Source organism: Cyanobium sp. ULC065 (assembly GCF_977927515.1).
On sequence record NZ_OZ376393.1, the window covers coordinates 2266370 to 2283427 of the forward strand.

The window sequence follows — 17058 nt, forward strand, 5'->3', positions numbered from 1 at the left end:
CCATGCCACGCGAGCGCTTCTTTCTGGAGTTGGAGCCGCCGGCTGAAGCTCTGCGCGGGCGACCCCATGTGGTGATCGTGGGAGGGGGTTTTGCTGGGCTGTCGGCGTGCAAAGCCCTGGCCGGCGCCGATGTTCGCGTGACGCTGATCGACAAGCGCAACTACAACCTGTTCCAACCGCTGCTGTATCAGGTGTCCACCGGGCTGGTGGCTCCGGGGGATGTGACCGTGCCGCTGCGGCTGCTGGTGGGGCGGCAGCGCAACGTGCAGGTGCTGATGGGGGAGGTGAAGGAAATCGATGCCGAGGCGAAGGAGCTGGTGTTCAACGAGCGCCGCTTCAGCTACGACCACCTGATCCTGGCGGCAGGTTCCGGCAGCTCCTACTTCGGCCACGACGAATGGCAGGCGATCGCCCCGCCGATGAAGCAGCTGGAAGACGCCCTGGAGATCCGCGAGCGGCTGCTGCTGGCAATGGAGGAGGCGGAGCAGACGCCCGAGGCGGAGAAGCGGCGCCTGCTGCAGTCGGTGGTGGTGGTGGGGGGCGGACCCACCGGCTGTGAGCTGGCGGGGTCGGTGTCGGAGCTGCTGCGCCACGCCCTGGCCAGGGATTTCCGCCAGCTCGATCCCGAAGACACCCGCATCCTGTTGGTGGATCCCGGCGATCGCCTGCTGCGGGGCATGCATCCCGATCTGGGCGCCGGCGCCAGGCGCTTCCTGGAATCCATCGGCGTGGAGGTGCTGCTGGGGGGCCGGGTGAAGGCGATCCAGCCGGGGCGGGTCACGATCAGCACCGCCGCTGGCGAGCAGGTGCGGGAGGCGGCCACGGTGTGCTGGACGGCGGGGGTGAAGGCGTCCCCACTGGGTGCCCGGCTGGCTGAGGCCACCGGCGTGCCCCTCGACCGGGGCGGCCGGGTGCCGGTGGAGGCGGATTTCTCCGTGCCAGGCCATCCCGAGATCCGAGTGGTGGGTGACCTCTGCGCCTATGCCCCCAGCCCGGGCGCCAGCCCGCTGCCGGGGCTGGCCAGCGTGGCGGTGCAGATGGGCAGCTGGGTGGCCCGTGATCTGCGGGCCGGGCTGGAAGGCCGCCCGCAGGCGCCGTTCCGCTTCGTGGATTTCGGCTCGATGGCGATCCTGGGGCGCCTGCACGCCGAAGCCGACCTGCGCGGCTGGCGCGTGGACGGCCCGCTGGGCTGGCTGATCTGGGGCGTGGCCCACCTGGGCTTCATGCCCGCCAACGAGAACCGGGTGAGCCTGCTGGTCAAATGGCTGTGGGCGATCGCCGCCCGGCAGCGCGGCTCCCTGCTGATCATGGGAGAACCGCGCTTTGAGGAGGGTGTGCCGGAGGGCTCTGCCGCTACAGACCCGGGCTGCTCTGCATGATGCCGCCATCGGCAAAGATCGTGGTGGCGGTGATGTAGCTGGCGTCGTCGCTGGCGAGGAAAGCCACCACCTTGGCCACCTCTTCCGGCTGGGCCATGCGGCCCAGCGGGATGGCGGCATCCAGCTTGGCCATCAGCTCCGGATCCTTCATCGTGGCGTCGTTGATCGGAGTGGCCACGGCCCCCGGACCCACATTCACCAGAGTGATGCCGTGGGGAGCCAGCTCGAGGGCGGCGGTGCGGGTGAGCATGCGCACGCCGCCCTTGGCGAGGCAGTAGGGCGTGTTGTTGGGCATGGGCCAGTCTTCGTGAACCGAGGAGATGTTGATGATGCGGCCGCCGCCGCCCTGGGCAATCATCTGCTTGGCAGCGTACTGGGTGGCGAAGAAAACGCCACGCAGGTTCACATCCAGCACCTTGTCGTAGTCGTCGGGGGTGGTGGTGAGAATGGAGGTGCGCGTTTCGATACCGGCGTTGTTCACCATCACATCAATGCGCCCGTATTTCGCCACTGCAGCATCCACCAAGCGCTGAAGATCATCCAGCTTGGACACATCAGCCTGCACACCGAAGCTGCTGCCACCGAACGCGCCGATCTCCCGCTCGATCTCTTCGGTGGCCTCAGGATGGGAGCGGTAGTCGATCACCACCTTGGCGCCGCGGTGCGCCAGGGCTTCCACAATCGCTTTGCCGATGCCGCTGTTGCCGCCGGTCACGATCGCCACCTTGCCTTCAAGCAGCTTGGCCAGGGTGCGGATGGCGTCTGGATTGGTGGTGCTGGTCACGGAATCCATGGGTGACAGGGGCAGCTTTGAAGGTAAGCATGGGCCCAACGGGAAGGGTTGAACGCCGTGGCGAATGTGATTCCATCCACACCCCCGCAGGAGGCCTCCGGCTCAATGCGTTCACTGCTGCTGGGCGCCGCCCTGCTGGTGCTGGCCTTTCTGGCGAACACCGCCCAGAGCGCCTTCGGCAAAGCGCTCGGCAGTGGCATGGGGCCCGTGCCGTTCACCTGGCTCACCTTCGTGATCGCCCTGGCACTGATCCTGCCCTGGGTGCTGTGGCGCGGTGGCCGTGATCTGCGCACATCCGTGCCACTCCTGCACCTGCTGCGCAGTTGCACCGGGCTGGCGGGGTTCTTTCTGTTCATTACCGCCGCGCGACTGGTGAATCTGGTCAACGCCAATGTGCTGCTGAACACCACGCCGTTGTTCATCCCGCTGCTGGGTCTGCTGGTGCTCGGCCAGCAGGTGCCCAGAGCTCTGTGGGGCTGCCTCGCCATCGGCTTTGCCGGCATGGTGATCGTGGTGCAGCCCAACGCCTCCCTGCTCACCCGCCCCGGCGATCTGCTGGGCCTGGCTGCCGGCCTGCTCTGCGCCGTGGAGTTCCTGGCCGTGAAGCGGCTCGACCGCACCGAGGCGCCGCTCACCCAGATGATCTATTTCCTGCTCATCGGCAGCGTCGGCTCCACCCTGGCGATCCTTGGTCCGCTGCGGCCGGAGGGACAGGCCGGTGCACTGCTCAGCGGGCTGGACACCAGCCAATGGCTCACGGTGCTGGCCTCCGGCGTATGCCTGGCCTGCTTTCAGTTTCTCTTGATCAAGGCTTACACCTATGCCGAACCCGGCGCGATCGGCGCCTTTCAGTATTCGTCCGTGGTGTTCGCCGGCCTGATCGGCTGGATCTGGTTCGCAGAGACGCCCACCCTGGCGGTGTGGGCCGGCACCGCACTGATCACCCTCGGCGGCGTGCTGAGCATCGTGCTGCAGCGCCCGGGGAGCACCGCACAGCCTGCTGGCCCCGTGGGCAGCACTGGCTCATGACGCCCCCCCTGGTCAGCTCTGGCCCCCACATCGAAGCGGTGGCGATCACCTGTGCCAGTGCCGAGCGCAGCGCCGCCTTCTTCTGCGCGTCGCTTGGCTTCATCCGGCTGGCTGAGGAGCGGGTGGAGGGCGGGCCCCAGGCCGCTCTGTTCGGGCTGCCGCAGGGACGGCTGCAACGGGTGCAGCTGGGGCTGGGCGAGGAGCGGCTGGATCTGATCGAAGTGCTCGATCCTGGCCCGGGGCAGCGCCCGGGGCGGCCGCTGCCCCCGGATTCACGCAGCTGTGATCTCTGGTTTCAGCACCTCTGCCTGGTCACGGCGGATCTGGCGGCGAGCCACGCCCGGCTGCAGCCCCTGCTGGCCGCTGGCGCAATCACGGCAGTATCAGCGGCGCCGCAGCGGCTGCCCGAGTGGAACACCGCCGCCGCCGGCATCTGGGCCTTCAAGTTCCGTGATCCTGATGGCCACAACCTGGAGCTGCTGCAGTTTCCCGACGGCAAGGGGGATCCCCGCTGGCATCGCCCGCGGCCGGCCGCGGGCGATGAGCTGCTCGGCATCGATCACAGCGCCATCGCCATCGCCGACACCGCCCGCAGCCGTTCCTTCTACAGCAACCTGCTCGGCCTGAAGGCACTGCCCAGCGGCGAAAACTGCGGACTGGAGCAGGACCGGCTCGATGGGCTGAGCGAGGTGCGGGTGCAGATCACGCCCCTGCGCTGCGCGGCAGGCATGGGCATTGAAACCCTCGGCTATCTGCCCCCCAACCAGGGGCGCCCGCGACTGATGGATCAGGCGCCGCAGGACCTGGCCCACTGGCAGATCCGCCTGGCGGCCAGCGGCCTTGATCGCATCGCCGCCAGCGCGGCGGCGTTCGGGGGTCGGGTGCTGCCGCCCGGCCTGATGGCGCTGGAAGCGGGGGCCGGCGGGAGCAGGCGGGCGTTGCGGCTGGCCGATCCCGATGGCCACGAGCTGCTGCTTGTGGAAGCCGCTGGCGTCAGCGCTCCCTGAAGCCCGGCAGCCGCGCAGGCCGCCTTGGTTACGTTGAGGCACCGACGCACGTGAGCTGCCGTGGCCGTGGACATCGTGGAGATCCTGGTACCCATCGGTCCCTCTCCCCTCAGTGAAGCGGTGCTGACGCTGCTGCGGGTGTTCACCGGCATCGCCTTCATCCGCCACGGCTGGCCGAAGCTGCGCAACCTCACCACCTGGGCAACCGCCCTGAAAACACCGCGCTGGCTGTGCTTTCTTTCGGCGTTCTCAATGTGGGCGGGCGGTATCGCCCTGATCGCCGGTCTGCTAACGCCGCTGGCCGCCCTGGCGATTCTGGTGTCGATGGGGTATGCCATGGTGCTGGAGGTTCTAGCGGGCACCCCCTTCATCGCCCCCGACCCCTATCAGATTCCGCCCGGGGATTATGCCGGCCCCATGGGCGTGGGGGAACCGCCCAGCTGGGAAAAGGCCGCCATGTATGTGGTGATGTGCCTGGTGCTGATCGGAGCCGGTGGTGGCGCCCTTTCCCTCGACGGACTCCTGATTCGCGACGCCCTGATGCTCAGCTTCGGCTGACACCGGCCGGATCATCCCTGCAGCCGGGCGATGAGATGATCGCCCACCCGCAGGGCGTTGGCGATGGCGGTGAGAGAGGGATTCACCGCGCCGATGCTGGGGAAGAAGCTGGTGTCCACCACGTAGAGGTTATCGAGCTCGTGGGCTTTGCAATCAAGGTCGAGCACCGAGCTGGTGGGATCGGTGCCGAAGCGACAGGTGCCGGCCTGATGGCCCACGGCGGCAATCGCCATGCTGGATTTCACGTAGATCTGCCGCTCCACAAGGTGATTCTTCAGATAGAGAGAATCCAGCAAGCCGCGAAGATTATGCTCAAGCTTGGCGCTGGCCGTTTGGTTGTTGGGGGTGTAGGAAAGGGTGATCGCCCCCTCCTTGTTCACGGTGATGCGGTTCTCAGGGTCGGGGAGATCCTCGCTGCTCAGCCAGAAATCCAGTGCATGTTCCGCGATCTGGTCCATGCTCCAGCCGGGCATCAGGAAGGTTTCAAGCGGGGCATAGCCCTTCATGATCGTGCCGCTGGTCTTGCCGGTCATCTGGATGTTGCCCATCGGGTAGGGAAACGCCTCAGAGCCCAGATACCAGTCATTGATCGACACCGTTTTCTGAAACACGGTGGTGTTGGGTTCATGGGCCAGGGCCACGAGGGCCTTGCTGTTGTGGAACATGTAGTTGCGCCCCACCTGCCCGGAGCCATTGGCCAGGCCGGCCGGGTGGCGGTCGTTGGCAGACATCAGCAGCAGCCGGGCGCTGTTGGCGGCGCCGCAACTCACCACCACCACATCGGCGGAAAAGCGCATCGGCTCGCCATCGCGCAGAACTTCCACCGCCGTGACCCGCCCACCACTGGCATCGGTGAGCAGCCGCTGCACATGGGCGCGGGTGAGCAGCGACACGTTCGCATCGGCCAAGGCCGGCCGGATGCCAACCACGTCCGCATCACCCTTGGCATGCACGAGGCACGGAAATCCATCACAGCGGTTGCACTTGCGGCAACGGCTGAAGGGCAGGTTGGCCTCATCGAGCATCACCCCGCTGGGGGCGTGGAAGGGGCGCAGGCCGGCGGCACGCAGGTCGTCGACCAGCTTCTGCATGCGCGGCTCATGGGCAATCGGCGGGTGGGGATAGGGGGCACTGCGGCGGGGTTCGGTTGGATCTTCCCCCTGCTGGGCATGCACGTGGAACAGTTCTTCGGCGCGCTGGTAATAGGGCTCGAAGACGTCGTAAGGGAGGGGCCAGGCCGGTGAGATGCCGTCGTGGTGAATCAGCTCGCCGAAATCGGCCTCGCGCAGGCGGAAGTGGGCGGCCCCGTACATCTTGGTGGCGCCTCCCACCATGTAGTGGCTGCCGGGCTGAAAGGCCTTGCCGTGCTTGTCGTGCCAGGTGTCCGCAGACACATAGCGACCCTGCTGAAACACCGCTTCGGCGCTCCAGTTCTGCGGTTCCTGGGGGAGCCAGTCGCCGCGTTCCAGCACTAGCACCTTGAGGCCGCTGCCAGCCAGGTGCCGCGCCAGGGTGCCGCCGCCGGCACCACTGCCGATGATCAACACATCCACGTGGCTGCCATCCGGTGGATTCAGCTGCCCGGCACCAGGCAACGGGGAAAGGGTGATCGACGGGTCGATGATCCGGGCCGTTGGGGTGGCAGGCATGGCGGAAGGGTGGCGGCGGAACAGAGGGGAAGGCAGAGACAGCTGCTGCGATCAGGGCAGTGGATATTGGGAGAGTTGGTTGATCATCTTGCAGACGATCGCACTCCAGCCGGTCTGGTGGCTGGCGCCCACCCCACGGCCATTGTCGCCATGGAAATACTCATGAAACTGGATCAGATCACGCCAATGGGGGTTGTGCTGAAACAGATCCACATCCCCGAGGAAGGCGCGCCGGCCCCGGCTGTCACGGCGGAAAAGATTCACCAGACGCTGCTCCAGCTTCAACGACACATCCCAGAGGCTGAGCCATACGCCGGAGCCGGTGGGGAACTCCACCGTGAAGCTGTCGCCATAGAAATGGCCGAATTTTTGCAGAGATTCGATCAACAGATAATTAAGCGGCATCCACACCGGCCCACGCCAGTTGGAGTTGCCACCGAACATGGCCACCGGGCTGTCCGCCGGTGAATAGGAGAGGCAATCTGATTCACTGCCTTCGGTGTAGCAGAAGGGTGCGGTTTCATACACCTTCGACAGAGAGCGGATGCCATAGGGGGACAGGAACTCCGCTTCATCGAACAGCCGCTCACAGATGCGGCGCAGCCGATCTTCCGGCACCAGGGAAAACAACAGCCGGTCGTTGTGGCGCCGGCCCAGGTGCGTTTCCACCCAGGAAGGGGAGGTGCGCTCGTGGGTGTACCACGCCATGCTGTTCTTCACATCCAGCACCGGCAGACGTTCCAGCGTTTCCTGATCGAAACTGGCCACCGCCAGCAGGGGAATCAGGCCAGCAATCGAGCGGCTGCGCAGGAAATCGGTGCTGCCATCGGGCCGCTTGATCACGTCGTAGTAGAAGCCATCCTGTTCATCCCAGTTCAGAAATTCGTTGTCTGTGGGGGTGTTGAGCGTGAGGTTGAGCTGCACGAAGTCGTAGACAAAACGCTCACACAGATCCGCATACTCCGGTTCACTCACGCTCAGCTCCACGCTGATGTTGAGCAGATTCAGGCTCAGCGACGCCATCCAGGCGATGCCATCGCTTTCGCCGATGTGGCTACCATCGGCGAGCGGAAAGCGCCGGTCGAACACGGCAATGTTATCCAGCCCGAGGAATCCTCCCTCGAACACATTGTCGCCCGAACGATCATTGCGGTTAGCCCACCAGCCATATTCCAGCAGCAGCTTGCGCAGCGCCGCCCGCAGAAAAGGCATGTCCGGTTCACCGTTCTGCTTGCGGTCGATCTGATAAACACGCATCGCCGCCCAGGCGCCGATCGGTGGGTTCGGATCGGAGAGCGCCCATTCGTAGGCAGGGGTCTGGGCGTTGGGCGCCGTGAAGCGGGGGCTGCGCAGCAACATGCACTGCTCCTTGGCGGTGGCCGGATCGAAGCCGGCGAAGGCCACGGCATGCACCATCAGATCCCACTGGCAGAAATAGGGGTATTCCCATGAATCGGGCATGGAGATCACATCTTCCACATGCAGACGGCGCCAGGCCGCATTGGCGCTCCTGAAGCGCTCCGGCGGCGGCACCGGCTGGCCCGGATCCCCCTCCAGCCAGCGTTTCACGTCCCAGCTGTAGTACTTCTTGCACCACAGCAATCCGGCGGCGCCTGCGAGGTGAATGCGGCGGTCGTCGGCTTCCAGCCCAGGCACGCAGTGCTCGAAGTAGGCCCTCCATTCCTGCTCGCGCGCCTGATGGGTGGCCTCGAACGCCGCGCCGAACGCCGCCGGCTGCTCGCCCGCCCACAGGCGCAGGTCCACCACCCAGGTCTCCCCCGGGGCCAGTGTGCGGCGCAGCAAGCGGGCCGCCTTGGTGCCCCGCTGGGCGGGGTTGATGGCTCCCTCCTCCCCCTCCACCACATACCGGTGAAAGCCGTCCTTCTGATACGGCCGCTGGTTGGGCTGGCGGAACAGGCGCTCGGTGTTGGTCTCGTTGTCGGTGAAGATCCAGGGGCCAGGCTCGGCGCAGGCCAGCCGGTACGACCCGAGGCCAGGCAGCACAGGGGTGCGCAGCAGATCCCCTTCAAGCTCCAGCGGCTGCTCGAGCGCGCCCGCATAGCCCCAGCTCCAGGTGTTGCGCAACCACAGGGTGGGCAGGAGGGTGAGCGGGGCAGGATCAGGGCCTCGGTTGGTGAGGCGCAAGCGGATCAGCAGGTCGTCGGCCGCCGCCTTCGCGTACTCCACCTCCACATCGAAGTAACGGTCGTCGTCGAACAGCCCGGTGTCGACAAGCTCGTATTCCGGGCTGTCGCGCCCGCGCCGCCCGTTCTCGTGGATCAGGTGGTCGTAGGGGAAGCAGCGCTGGGGGTACTTGTACAGCCCCCGCATGAAGCTGTGGGTGGGGGTGTTGGCCAGGTGAAAGGTGTAGTCCTTGATGTCTTCGCCGTGGTTGCCTTCCGGGTTGCCCAGCCCGAAGGGCCGCTCCTTGAGGATGGGATCGAGGCCGTTCCAGAGCGCCACCGAAAAGCAGAGGCGGGCGTGCTCGTCGCACAGGCCCAACAGGCCGTCCTCCCCCCAGCGGTACACGCGCGAGCGGGCGTGGTCGTGCGGGAAGGAGCGCCAGGCATCGCCGTCGGCGGAATAGTCCTCCCGCACCGTGCCCCACTGACGATCAGGTAGGTAGCTGCCCCAGAGCGCCCAGGGCACCAGCCCCTGATCCCGTTCGGCCATGCGGCGCCGTTCGGCGAACTCGATGGCGTCGCGGTCGGGCATCAGCGCGTGATCAACACCTGGCCATCCTGGCCGGGTTCGGCGGTTCCGCAGGCCGCTCTGTGCGTTAGCCCACCATCAGGCCGCCGTCTTCACTGAGGCATTCCTGCCAGCTGCGCAGATCGAAGAGAAGTTCCTCGAGCGTGAGCACGGCCAGTTCCTGCTCCAGCGCCCGCTGCAGACGCCGCACCAGAGCCTGGGCCACCTGCTCGCCCGCCAGTGCCGGGTCGCTGGCCGTAGCTGCCGCCGGCCCCAGCGCCGGATCAGCCTGCACGGCTTGCAGCACGGTGGCGACAGGAATCGCCGCCGGTACCCGCCGCAGGCGGTAGCCGCCGCTGCGGCCCCGGCGCGCCTCCACCAGATCGGCCCGCCGCAACTGCAGCAGAAGTTGCTCCAGCATCGGGGCCGGAATCGACTGAGCGGCGGCGATCTGCGTCACCGAGCGCCAGGCGCCCGGCTCCCTGGCCAGCTCCAGCAGCGCCTTGAGCGCCTGCAGGCCGCGGCGCTTGATCAACGCCGTGCCGCCAGACGCTCCAGCACGTTCTCGAGGGTGTAGCCGAACAGGGTGGGATCCGGTTCGGTGGCGTCGATGTCGGCCAGGCCCAGCTCCTGCCAGCGGGCATCGAGCCGGTCTTCGATCGCCGCCGGCCGGCGGAGCGGTTCGCCCCAGTCGTGGCGCTTTTCCGGCCCGACCTTGGTGGTGGCATCGATCGCCAGACGGCCGCCCAGCCCCAGACGCTCGCTGGCGAAATCCAGCGTGTCAAACGGGGTGTCCTCCAGCACGAACAGATCACGCTGGGGATCCACCTGGGCACTGATGGCCCAGATCACCTGGCGCGGGTCGCGGATGTTGATCGACTTGTCGACCACCACCACGAACTTGGTGTAGGTGAACTGGGGCAGGACGGTCCAGAAGGCCATCGCTGCCCGCTTCGCCTGGCCTGGATAGGCCTTGTCGATCGAGAGCACAGCCAGCTTGTAGCTGAGCCCTTCCATCGGCAAGAAGAAATCGATGATCTCGGGCACCTGTTGCCGCAGGATCGGCGTGTAGATGCGGTTGAGCGCGATCGCCAGCATCGCCTCCTCCTTCGGCGGGCGGCCGCTGAAGGTGGTGAGGAACACCGGGTTCCGGCGCTGGGTCATGCACTGGAAGCGCACCAGCGGGGACGCCTCGACGCCGCCGTAGAAGCCCATGTGATCACCGAAGGGGCCGTCGGGCAGTTCCTCGCCGGGGGTGATCGTGCCCTCCAGCACCACTTCGCTGTGGCTGGGCACCTCCAGGTTCACTGTTTTGCACTTGGCCAGCCGCACCCCTTCGCCGGCGTAGATGCCGGCGAATAGCCATTCGGAGAGCTGCACAGGGATCGGGGTGGCGGCGGCCATCACCAGCAGGGGGTGCACGCCGATCGCCACGGCCACCTCCAGGGGCTTGCCCATGGCCGCCGCCTTGCGCAGGTGGCGGGCACCGCCACGCACGCTCAGCCAGTGCACCGTCATGGTGTTCACCGACTGGCGCTGCAGCCGGTAGACACCCACGTTGGGCACGCCCGTTTCCGGGTCCTTGGTGATCACCAGGCCGAGCGTGATCACCCCGCCGGCATCGCCGGGCCAGGGGCGCAGCAGCGGCAGGCTGTCGAGGTTCACGTCCTCCCCCTTGAACACCTGCTGGTGGCAGGGCGGCAGCAGGTCGAGGTCGGGGCGGGCCTTCACCACATCCCAGAGCACCCCGCCGAAGCGCACCGCCTCGCGCAGCCCCTTCGGCGGCCGGGGCTGCTGCAGCAGGGCCAGCCGCGCGCCGAGATCCTCCAGCTCTTCGGCCGACTCCAGGCCCATGCTCCACACCACCCGCTGCACGGTGCCGAGCAGGTTCACAGCCACCGGCATCGGGCTGCCGATCACGTTCTCGAACAGCAGGCCAGGGCCCCCGCGGGCCAGCACCCGGTCGGCGATGGCGGCCAGTTCCTGGTCGGGGTCGACGGGGGCTGTGATCCGCCGCAGCTGGCCGCGCTGCTCCAGTAGCGACAGAAAGCCCCGCAGATCTCTGGTGGAACTCCGCGGCAGCGTGGCCGTCATTGAGTGGGTCATGAGCGTCGCTGCCTACTGTGACGCACGCGACCCGTGCCCTGCGCCGTGCAGATCCATACCTTCCACACCTCCGAAGATGTGCCAGACCGCGGCCCTGGAGCGGCGGCGGCGGGCCCGGATGCGGCCGTGGTGATCGACGTGCTGCGCGCCACCACCACGATCGCCTGGGCACTCCAGAACGGCGCCGAGGCGGTGCAGGCGTTCGCCGATCTCGACAGCCTCAAGGCCGCGGCCGCGGCCTGGCCGGCCGCGCAACGGCTCACAGCCGGCGAACGGGGCGGCGCCCGGGTGGAGGGCTTCGATCTCGGCAACTCCCCCCTGGCTGTCACGCCGGCGCTGGTGGCGGGCAAGCGCATCTTCATGAGCACCACCAACGGCACCCGCTCGCTTGACAAGGTGTGCACTGTGCCCCTGCTGCTGACCGCCTGCCTGCCCAACCGCGCAGCAGTGGCGGCGCGGCTGCTGGAGCGGCAGTGCGAGCAGGTGTGGATCGTGGGCAGCGGCTGGGAGGGCTCCTATTCGCTGGAAGACACCCTGGCGGCTGGCGCGGTGGCCCAGGCGGCGATGGATGCCGCAGCCGCTGGCGGCCGGTCAGTGGAGGCGGGCAATGACGAGATGGTGGCGGCGCTGGCGCTGTGGGAGCAGTGGCGCCACGATCCCGAAGGCTGCCTGCGTACCGCCAGCCATGGCCGGCGGCTGATCGGCCTGGGCGATCACGACGATGATTTCCGCTGCTGCGCCACCGTGGATTCGCTTGAGATCGTGCCGATGCAGGCCGAGCCAGGCGTACTCAAAGCCAGCTGAAGCCGGCGCCCAGCCCCTTTCCGGCGCCGGAAGGCAGCTCCCTTACAGTTCCGCCGACCTCTTCCCTGCTCATGGTGACGAGCTTCCTGGCCGCTGCTCTGCAACTCACCAGCACGCCCGATCCGGAGTCCAATTTCGCGGCCGCCGAGGAGCTGATCGATCTGGCGGCCCGGCGCGGCGCCGATCTGGTGGGGCTGCCCGAGAACTTCGCCTTCATGGGCAACGACGAGCGGCGGCTGGAGCTGGCGGGCAGCCTGGCCGAACGCTGCAGCCGCTTTCTGGTCACGATGGCGCGGCGCTACCAGGTGACTCTGCTGGGCGGCGGCTATCCGGTGCCGGCAGGGGAGCGGGCCACCTTCAACCGCGCAGAGCTGGTGGGCACCGAAGGCCAGCTGCTGGCCCGCTACGACAAGATCCACCTCTTCGACGTGGATCTTCCCGATGGCAACACCTATCGGGAGTCGGGAACGGTCAAAGCGGGCGATACCTTGCCGCCGGTGGTGGATGTGCCGGGCCTGTGCCGCATCGGACTTTCGATCTGTTACGACGTCCGCTTTCCCGAGCTCTACCGCCACCTAGCCGGTGCTGGTGCTGAACTCATCATGATTCCGGCCGCCTTCACCGCCTTCACCGGCAAGGACCACTGGCAGGTGCTGCTGCAGGCGCGGGCGATCGAGAACACGGCCTACGTGATGGCACCGGCCCAGACCGGCCTGCACTACGGACGCAGGCAGAGCCATGGCCACGCCCTGGTGATCGACCCATGGGGCACGGTGCTGGCGGATGCGGGAATTTCCCCCGGGCTGGCGGTGGCGCCGGTCGACCCTGATCATGGCCAACGGGTTCGCACCCAGATGCCGAGCCTGAACCACCGCCGTCCTTCGCTGTTCTGACCCTGGGGAAGCCCTGCCCGTCACTGCTCACCACGCTGCGGGCGTCGTGCCGCGCGATCGCCCTCGCCACGCTCGCGCCGTCTGCCCTGCTGCTGGCCTCTCTGCCGGCCCACGCCGCCAGCGCCCTGGCCGCCTGGCGCGTCAGCCGGGATGGGGTGCTTGAGCTGCGAACCTCGCCCTCAATCTCCCTGCAGGCCTTCTACGAAAGCGGCAGGGGCGCCCAGGGTCCTCGGGTGTGGATCGACCTCCCCGGCGCCCCGGTGCGGCCTCGCACCCTGCGCGGCAGCGGCGCCCTGCGCGAGGTGCGCATCGGCAAGCCCGATCCCGGCACCACCCGCCTTGTGCTCGAATTCGCCCCAGGCACCCAGCTCGATCCGCGCAACATGCGCCTGGTGGGCACCGCCCGCGACCGCTGGCGCCTCGAGCTGACCGGGCTGGGCTCCAACCGGCTGATCTCCACCCTCGGCGAAGGCAATGTGGAGGTGGCAGGCGGAGGCTGGGTACGGCCGACTCCTTTCGGCGGCAGCCGCCCCCTCCCCTCCACCGGCGGCATGCCCGCAGTGCCGCGTGGCCGCTTCCGGGTGGTGATCGATCCGGGCCACGGCGGACCCGACCCGGGCGCCGTGGGCATCGGCGGGCTGCGGGAAACCGATGTGGTGCTCGACATCTCGTTGCAGGTGGCCCAGCTGCTGCAGAGCAAGGGTGTGCAGGTGGTGCTGACGCGCACCTCCGAAATCGACGTCGACCTGCCGCCGCGGGTGGCGCTGGCGAACAGCAGCGGTGCCCAGGCCTTCCTCAGCATCCACGCCAACGCCCTGAGCATGGCCCGGCCGGATGTGAACGGCATCGAAACCTTCTACTTCCAGGGCGCTCAGTCGCGGGCGCTGGCGGAGGCCGTGCAGGAGGAGATGCTGCGGGTTTCACCCGGCAGCCCCGACCGCGGCGTCAAGACCGGCCGCTTCTTCGTGATCCGCCGAACGGTGATGCCCGCGGCGCTGGCGGAAACCGGCTTCGTGACAGGCGATCTGGATTCCCCCCGGCTGGCGGATGCGGAACACCGCCAGCGGCTGGCCCAGGCCATCACCCGCGGCATCATGCGTTACCTGGGGGGCGGATGAGCAAGCGACGCATCGGCCTGCTCGACAGCGGACTCGGCGGCCTGACCGTGCTGCGCCGCCTGGTGGAGCGGCATCCCGACCAGCCCTACATCTACCTGGGCGACACCGCCAGGGTGCCCTATGGCGAGCGCTCCAGGGGGGAGATCCGCTCGATTGCCGCCGAGGTGGTGAGCTGGCTGCAGCTGCAGTCGGTCGATGTGGTGCTGATGGCCTGCAACACCACCCATGCCCTGGCCCTTGATGTGGTGGAGGCCATTGCCGGCCGCGAGGTGCCGGTGCTGGGTCTGATCGACAGTGCTGCCACCGTGGTGCAGGGGGAACGGGTGGGCGTGCTGGCCACGCCGGCCACCGCAGCCAGCGGCGCCTATGGACGCGCCCTGCGCGCCGTGCGTCCGTTCATCAAGGTGGTGGAAGTGGGCTGCCCCGCCTTCGTGCCCCTGATCGAGCGGGGTGATCTCACCGACCCGCAGCTGCGCGAGGCGGCCCACACCTATCTGAAGCCCCTGCTGGCCGCCGATGTGGACACCGTCGTGCTTGGCTGCACCCACTACCCGCTGCTGGAAGACCTGCTGCGGGAGCTGCTGCCCCAGCACGTGGTGCTGGTGGATCCGGCCGAGGCCGCCGTGGCGCGCCTGTCGGTCTGCATCGGCCGAACGCCGGCGCCGGTGCCGCAGCTCTGCGGCCTGCACCCGTCTCCCGCTCTGGCCAGTGGCAGCCGCTTCTGCGTGACCGGCGATCCGGAGGCCTTCGCCCGTGCAGCCATGCCCTGGCTGGGCTGGCGGCCGGTGGTGGAGCAGGTGGCGCTCTCAGCGCCGATCCAGGCCTTCTAGGATCCATCCACTGAGCAGGGGTCATGGCCACGGTCGCGCAATTGCTCCAGCCGGTCGAGAACGACCTCGAAACTCTGCTGAGCGATCTGCGCAGCCTGATCGGCGCCGGCCACCCGATCCTCCAGGCTGCAGCTGAGCACCTCTTTAGTGCCGGTGGCAAACGGATCCGCCCCGGCGTGGTTCTGCTGCTCTCACGGGCTCTCAGCCCTGATGGTGAGCTCTCCAGCCGGCACCGGCGCCTGGCTGAGATCACCGAAATGATTCACACCGCCTCCCTCGTCCACGACGACGTGGTCGATGAGGCCTCCACCCGCCGCGGCGTGGACACGGTCCACAGCCGCTTCAACAATCGCCTGGCGGTGCTGGCGGGCGATTTCCTTTTCGCCCAGGCCAGCTGGCACCTCGCCAACCTCGACGACCTCGATGTGGTGAAGCTGCTCTCGCGCGTGATCATGGACCTGGCCGACGGCGAAGTGCGACAGGGGCTGTTTCGCTACGACACCGGCCAGAGCTTCGAGACCTACCTCGAAAAGAGCTACTGCAAAACTGCCTCGCTGATCGCCAACAGCGCCCGCGCCGCCGGGGTGCTGAGCAACCTGCCGGTCGATCGCCTCGATCAGCTCTACCGCTTCGGCCGCCAGTTGGGCCTGGCCTTCCAGGTGGTCGACGACATCCTCGACTTCACCGGCAGCGATCAGCAACTGGGAAAGCCTGCTGCCAGCGATCTGGCCGCCGGCTACCTCACGGCCCCGGTGCTCTTCGCCCTTGAGGAACGTCCGCCCCTGGCCGGGCTGATCGAGCGAGAGCTCTGCGAACCCGGCGACCTTGATCAGGCGCTGGAGCTGGTGCGGGGCTGCGAAGCGATCCCCCGGTCGCGCGCGCTGGCCGAAGGTTTTGCCCGAGAGGCCGGCGAAGCGCTCCAGTGGCTACCGCCTTCCGCCTCCAGCGACGCCCTCAAGGCCCTGCCGGACTTCGTGCTCAGCCGCCTCTATTGAGCGCGCTTTGCCCAGCTGAGTGGGCTTGCTCCGCCGAATCGCACGGCCGTTTGACCTGCTCTCATGCAATGGCCAGAGCAGGTTGCTGCACGAGGGATGGATCCATTCACCGAGAAGCCAGTTCTCCTTCACACAGGCTGCTTCAAAATCAGGCAGGTGTGAAGATTCAAAGCCACAAGATCTCTCACGTTTTGCTAGCGATTGGCGGGCAGCTTTACCCATGCTGAAAAGGAACCCTCCCATGGACATCAATCAGCACCATTTCGAGCTACAAATCCTCTGACCTCCCCCTCTCAGAGATCCACACCATGAGCGAGGGCAGTCCCTCCAACCAACCCGTGCCCGACGTGGACGCCCAGGATCAGGCCTCGGCTAATGCACTGGGCGCATTGGGAGCCCAGCTCCGTAAAGCACGCGAGGCCAAGGGCATTGCCCTGGCGGAGCTTGCCAAGCGCCTGTTCTTCCGCGAGGAGCAGTTGAACGCGCTTGAAGCCGGCGACCGTGCCGCCCTGCCCGAGCTGGTGTACGTGATTGCCCAAGCGCAGCGCGTGGCCGGGGTGCTCGGGCTGGATGTGGCGCCGTTGTTGCAGCCGCTGCGCAACCTGCAGAAAAGTGGCCTCACCCACCGCTGCCTGGACCCGAGCACCTCAACGACACAGCAGACGGCGCCAGGGTCCGCCAAGACCGCCGCCGCAGGCGTGATGGTCCGTTCCATTGCCGTGATGGCTCTGATTGTGGGCGCTGGATCGGCGCTGGTGTGGGGCTGGCGGCGCTTCGATGCCGGCACCCTCCAGACACGGCTTTCGGCGCAGCCAGCTGCCCCCTCCCCTGCACGGCCCGAGCCCCCGGCCAACGAACCAGCCCCTGCCATGGTTGCCCCGGTGGCCGTGCCGCCAGCTCCTGGCGATCTGCTGCTGAGCAGCAGTTCCCCCAGCTGGCTGGAAGTGCGCCAGGTGGGCGGCCCTGCCGGCGAGGAGGTGGTGTTCCGCGGCACCTTCAAGGGGGAGCGCCACTTTCCGCTCGGCGATGGACTCAAGGTGCTGGCCGGGCGCCCCGACCTGGTGACGGCCCGTCTGGAAGGCAAACCGGCTGAGCGCCTCGGTTCGATCGAACAGGTGCAGTGGCGCACCTTCAAGACTTCAGCAGCGGATCCGTCCGCTCCGCCTCCCTGAGCACAAGAAGCCACCCCCCCAAGGGGCACCTCCG

General features: G+C 67.6%; 15 protein-coding genes. 10 read left to right on the plus strand and 5 right to left on the minus strand.

What is annotated here, in order from left to right:
* Positions 1–2 precede the first annotated feature (2 nt).
* Positions 3–1379, plus strand: coding sequence for an NAD(P)/FAD-dependent oxidoreductase (locus ACXMDP_RS11130; protein ID WP_259730573.1), 1377 nt, complete (start codon positions 3–5; stop codon positions 1377–1379).
* Here ACXMDP_RS11130 and ACXMDP_RS11135 read toward each other — a convergent pair.
* A complete protein-coding gene (locus ACXMDP_RS11135) occupies positions 1354–2172 on the minus strand; it encodes an SDR family NAD(P)-dependent oxidoreductase (protein WP_255100773.1) in 819 nt (272 codons plus the stop codon). The genes ACXMDP_RS11130 and ACXMDP_RS11135 overlap by 26 nt on opposite strands.
* Positions 2173–2277: 105 nt before the next feature.
* Here ACXMDP_RS11135 and ACXMDP_RS11140 point away from each other — a divergent pair, with 105 nt between their 5' ends.
* From ACXMDP_RS11140 to ACXMDP_RS11150, 3 genes are all read left to right on the plus strand, one after another.
* Entirely contained in the window at positions 2278–3201 is a 924-nt protein-coding gene (locus tag ACXMDP_RS11140) for a DMT family transporter (protein ID WP_259730574.1), read from the plus strand.
* The gene (locus ACXMDP_RS11145) at positions 3198–4208 is read left to right on the plus strand and encodes a VOC family protein (protein WP_259730575.1); all 1011 of its coding nucleotides are present in this window, start codon (positions 3198–3200) and stop codon (positions 4206–4208) included. The genes ACXMDP_RS11140 and ACXMDP_RS11145 overlap by 4 nt, the downstream gene beginning before the upstream one ends.
* A 66-nt stretch (positions 4209–4274) precedes the next feature.
* Complete coding sequence (locus ACXMDP_RS11150; RefSeq protein ID WP_399233771.1) at positions 4275–4766, plus strand: DoxX family protein; 492 nt, start codon at positions 4275–4277, stop codon at positions 4764–4766.
* Positions 4767–4777: 11 nt separating this feature from the next.
* On the opposite strand, the gene ACXMDP_RS11155 is transcribed toward ACXMDP_RS11150, so the two are convergent.
* The 4 genes from ACXMDP_RS11155 to ACXMDP_RS11170 all read right to left on the minus strand — a co-directional run bounded on the left by ACXMDP_RS11155 (position 4778) and on the right by ACXMDP_RS11170 (position 11212).
* Positions 4778–6415, minus strand: coding sequence for a GMC family oxidoreductase (locus tag ACXMDP_RS11155; RefSeq protein ID WP_259730577.1), 1638 nt, complete (start codon positions 6413–6415; stop codon positions 4778–4780).
* 51 nt (positions 6416–6466) lie between these two features.
* Positions 6467–9130, minus strand: coding sequence for an MGH1-like glycoside hydrolase domain-containing protein (locus ACXMDP_RS11160; protein WP_259730578.1), 2664 nt, complete (start codon positions 9128–9130; stop codon positions 6467–6469).
* A gap of 64 nt (positions 9131–9194) precedes the next feature.
* On the minus strand, positions 9195–9641 hold the full coding sequence (locus ACXMDP_RS11165) for an Rrf2 family transcriptional regulator (RefSeq protein ID WP_094512978.1): 447 nt from the start codon (positions 9639–9641) through the stop codon (positions 9195–9197).
* Positions 9638–11212, minus strand: a complete 1575-nt coding sequence (locus ACXMDP_RS11170) for a UbiD family decarboxylase (protein WP_457766865.1) — start codon at positions 11210–11212, stop codon at positions 9638–9640. The genes ACXMDP_RS11165 and ACXMDP_RS11170 overlap by 4 nt, the downstream gene beginning before the upstream one ends.
* 45 nt (positions 11213–11257) lie before the next feature.
* Here ACXMDP_RS11170 and ACXMDP_RS11175 point away from each other — a divergent pair, with 45 nt between their 5' ends.
* The 6 genes from ACXMDP_RS11175 (at position 11258) to ACXMDP_RS11200 (ending at position 17024) form a co-directional block, all read left to right on the plus strand.
* Complete coding sequence (locus ACXMDP_RS11175) at positions 11258–12016, plus strand: 2-phosphosulfolactate phosphatase family protein (RefSeq protein ID WP_399233774.1); 759 nt, start codon at positions 11258–11260, stop codon at positions 12014–12016.
* A gap of 74 nt (positions 12017–12090) precedes the next feature.
* Entirely contained in the window at positions 12091–12909 is an 819-nt protein-coding gene (locus ACXMDP_RS11180) for a carbon-nitrogen hydrolase family protein (RefSeq protein WP_259730631.1), read from the plus strand.
* A gap of 35 nt (positions 12910–12944) precedes the next feature.
* Complete coding sequence (locus ACXMDP_RS11185) at positions 12945–14027, plus strand: N-acetylmuramoyl-L-alanine amidase (protein WP_259730632.1); 1083 nt, start codon at positions 12945–12947, stop codon at positions 14025–14027.
* A complete protein-coding gene (gene murI, locus ACXMDP_RS11190; protein WP_259730579.1) occupies positions 14024–14857 on the plus strand; it encodes a glutamate racemase in 834 nt (277 codons plus the stop codon). The genes ACXMDP_RS11185 and murI overlap by 4 nt, the downstream gene beginning before the upstream one ends.
* Positions 14858–14880: 23 nt before the next feature.
* The gene (gene sds / locus ACXMDP_RS11195; RefSeq protein ID WP_259730580.1) at positions 14881–15852 is read left to right on the plus strand and encodes a solanesyl diphosphate synthase; all 972 of its coding nucleotides are present in this window, start codon (positions 14881–14883) and stop codon (positions 15850–15852) included.
* A gap of 308 nt (positions 15853–16160) precedes the next feature.
* Entirely contained in the window at positions 16161–17024 is an 864-nt protein-coding gene (locus tag ACXMDP_RS11200) for a helix-turn-helix domain-containing protein (protein ID WP_259730581.1), read from the plus strand.
* Positions 17025–17058: the final 34 nt, after the last annotated feature.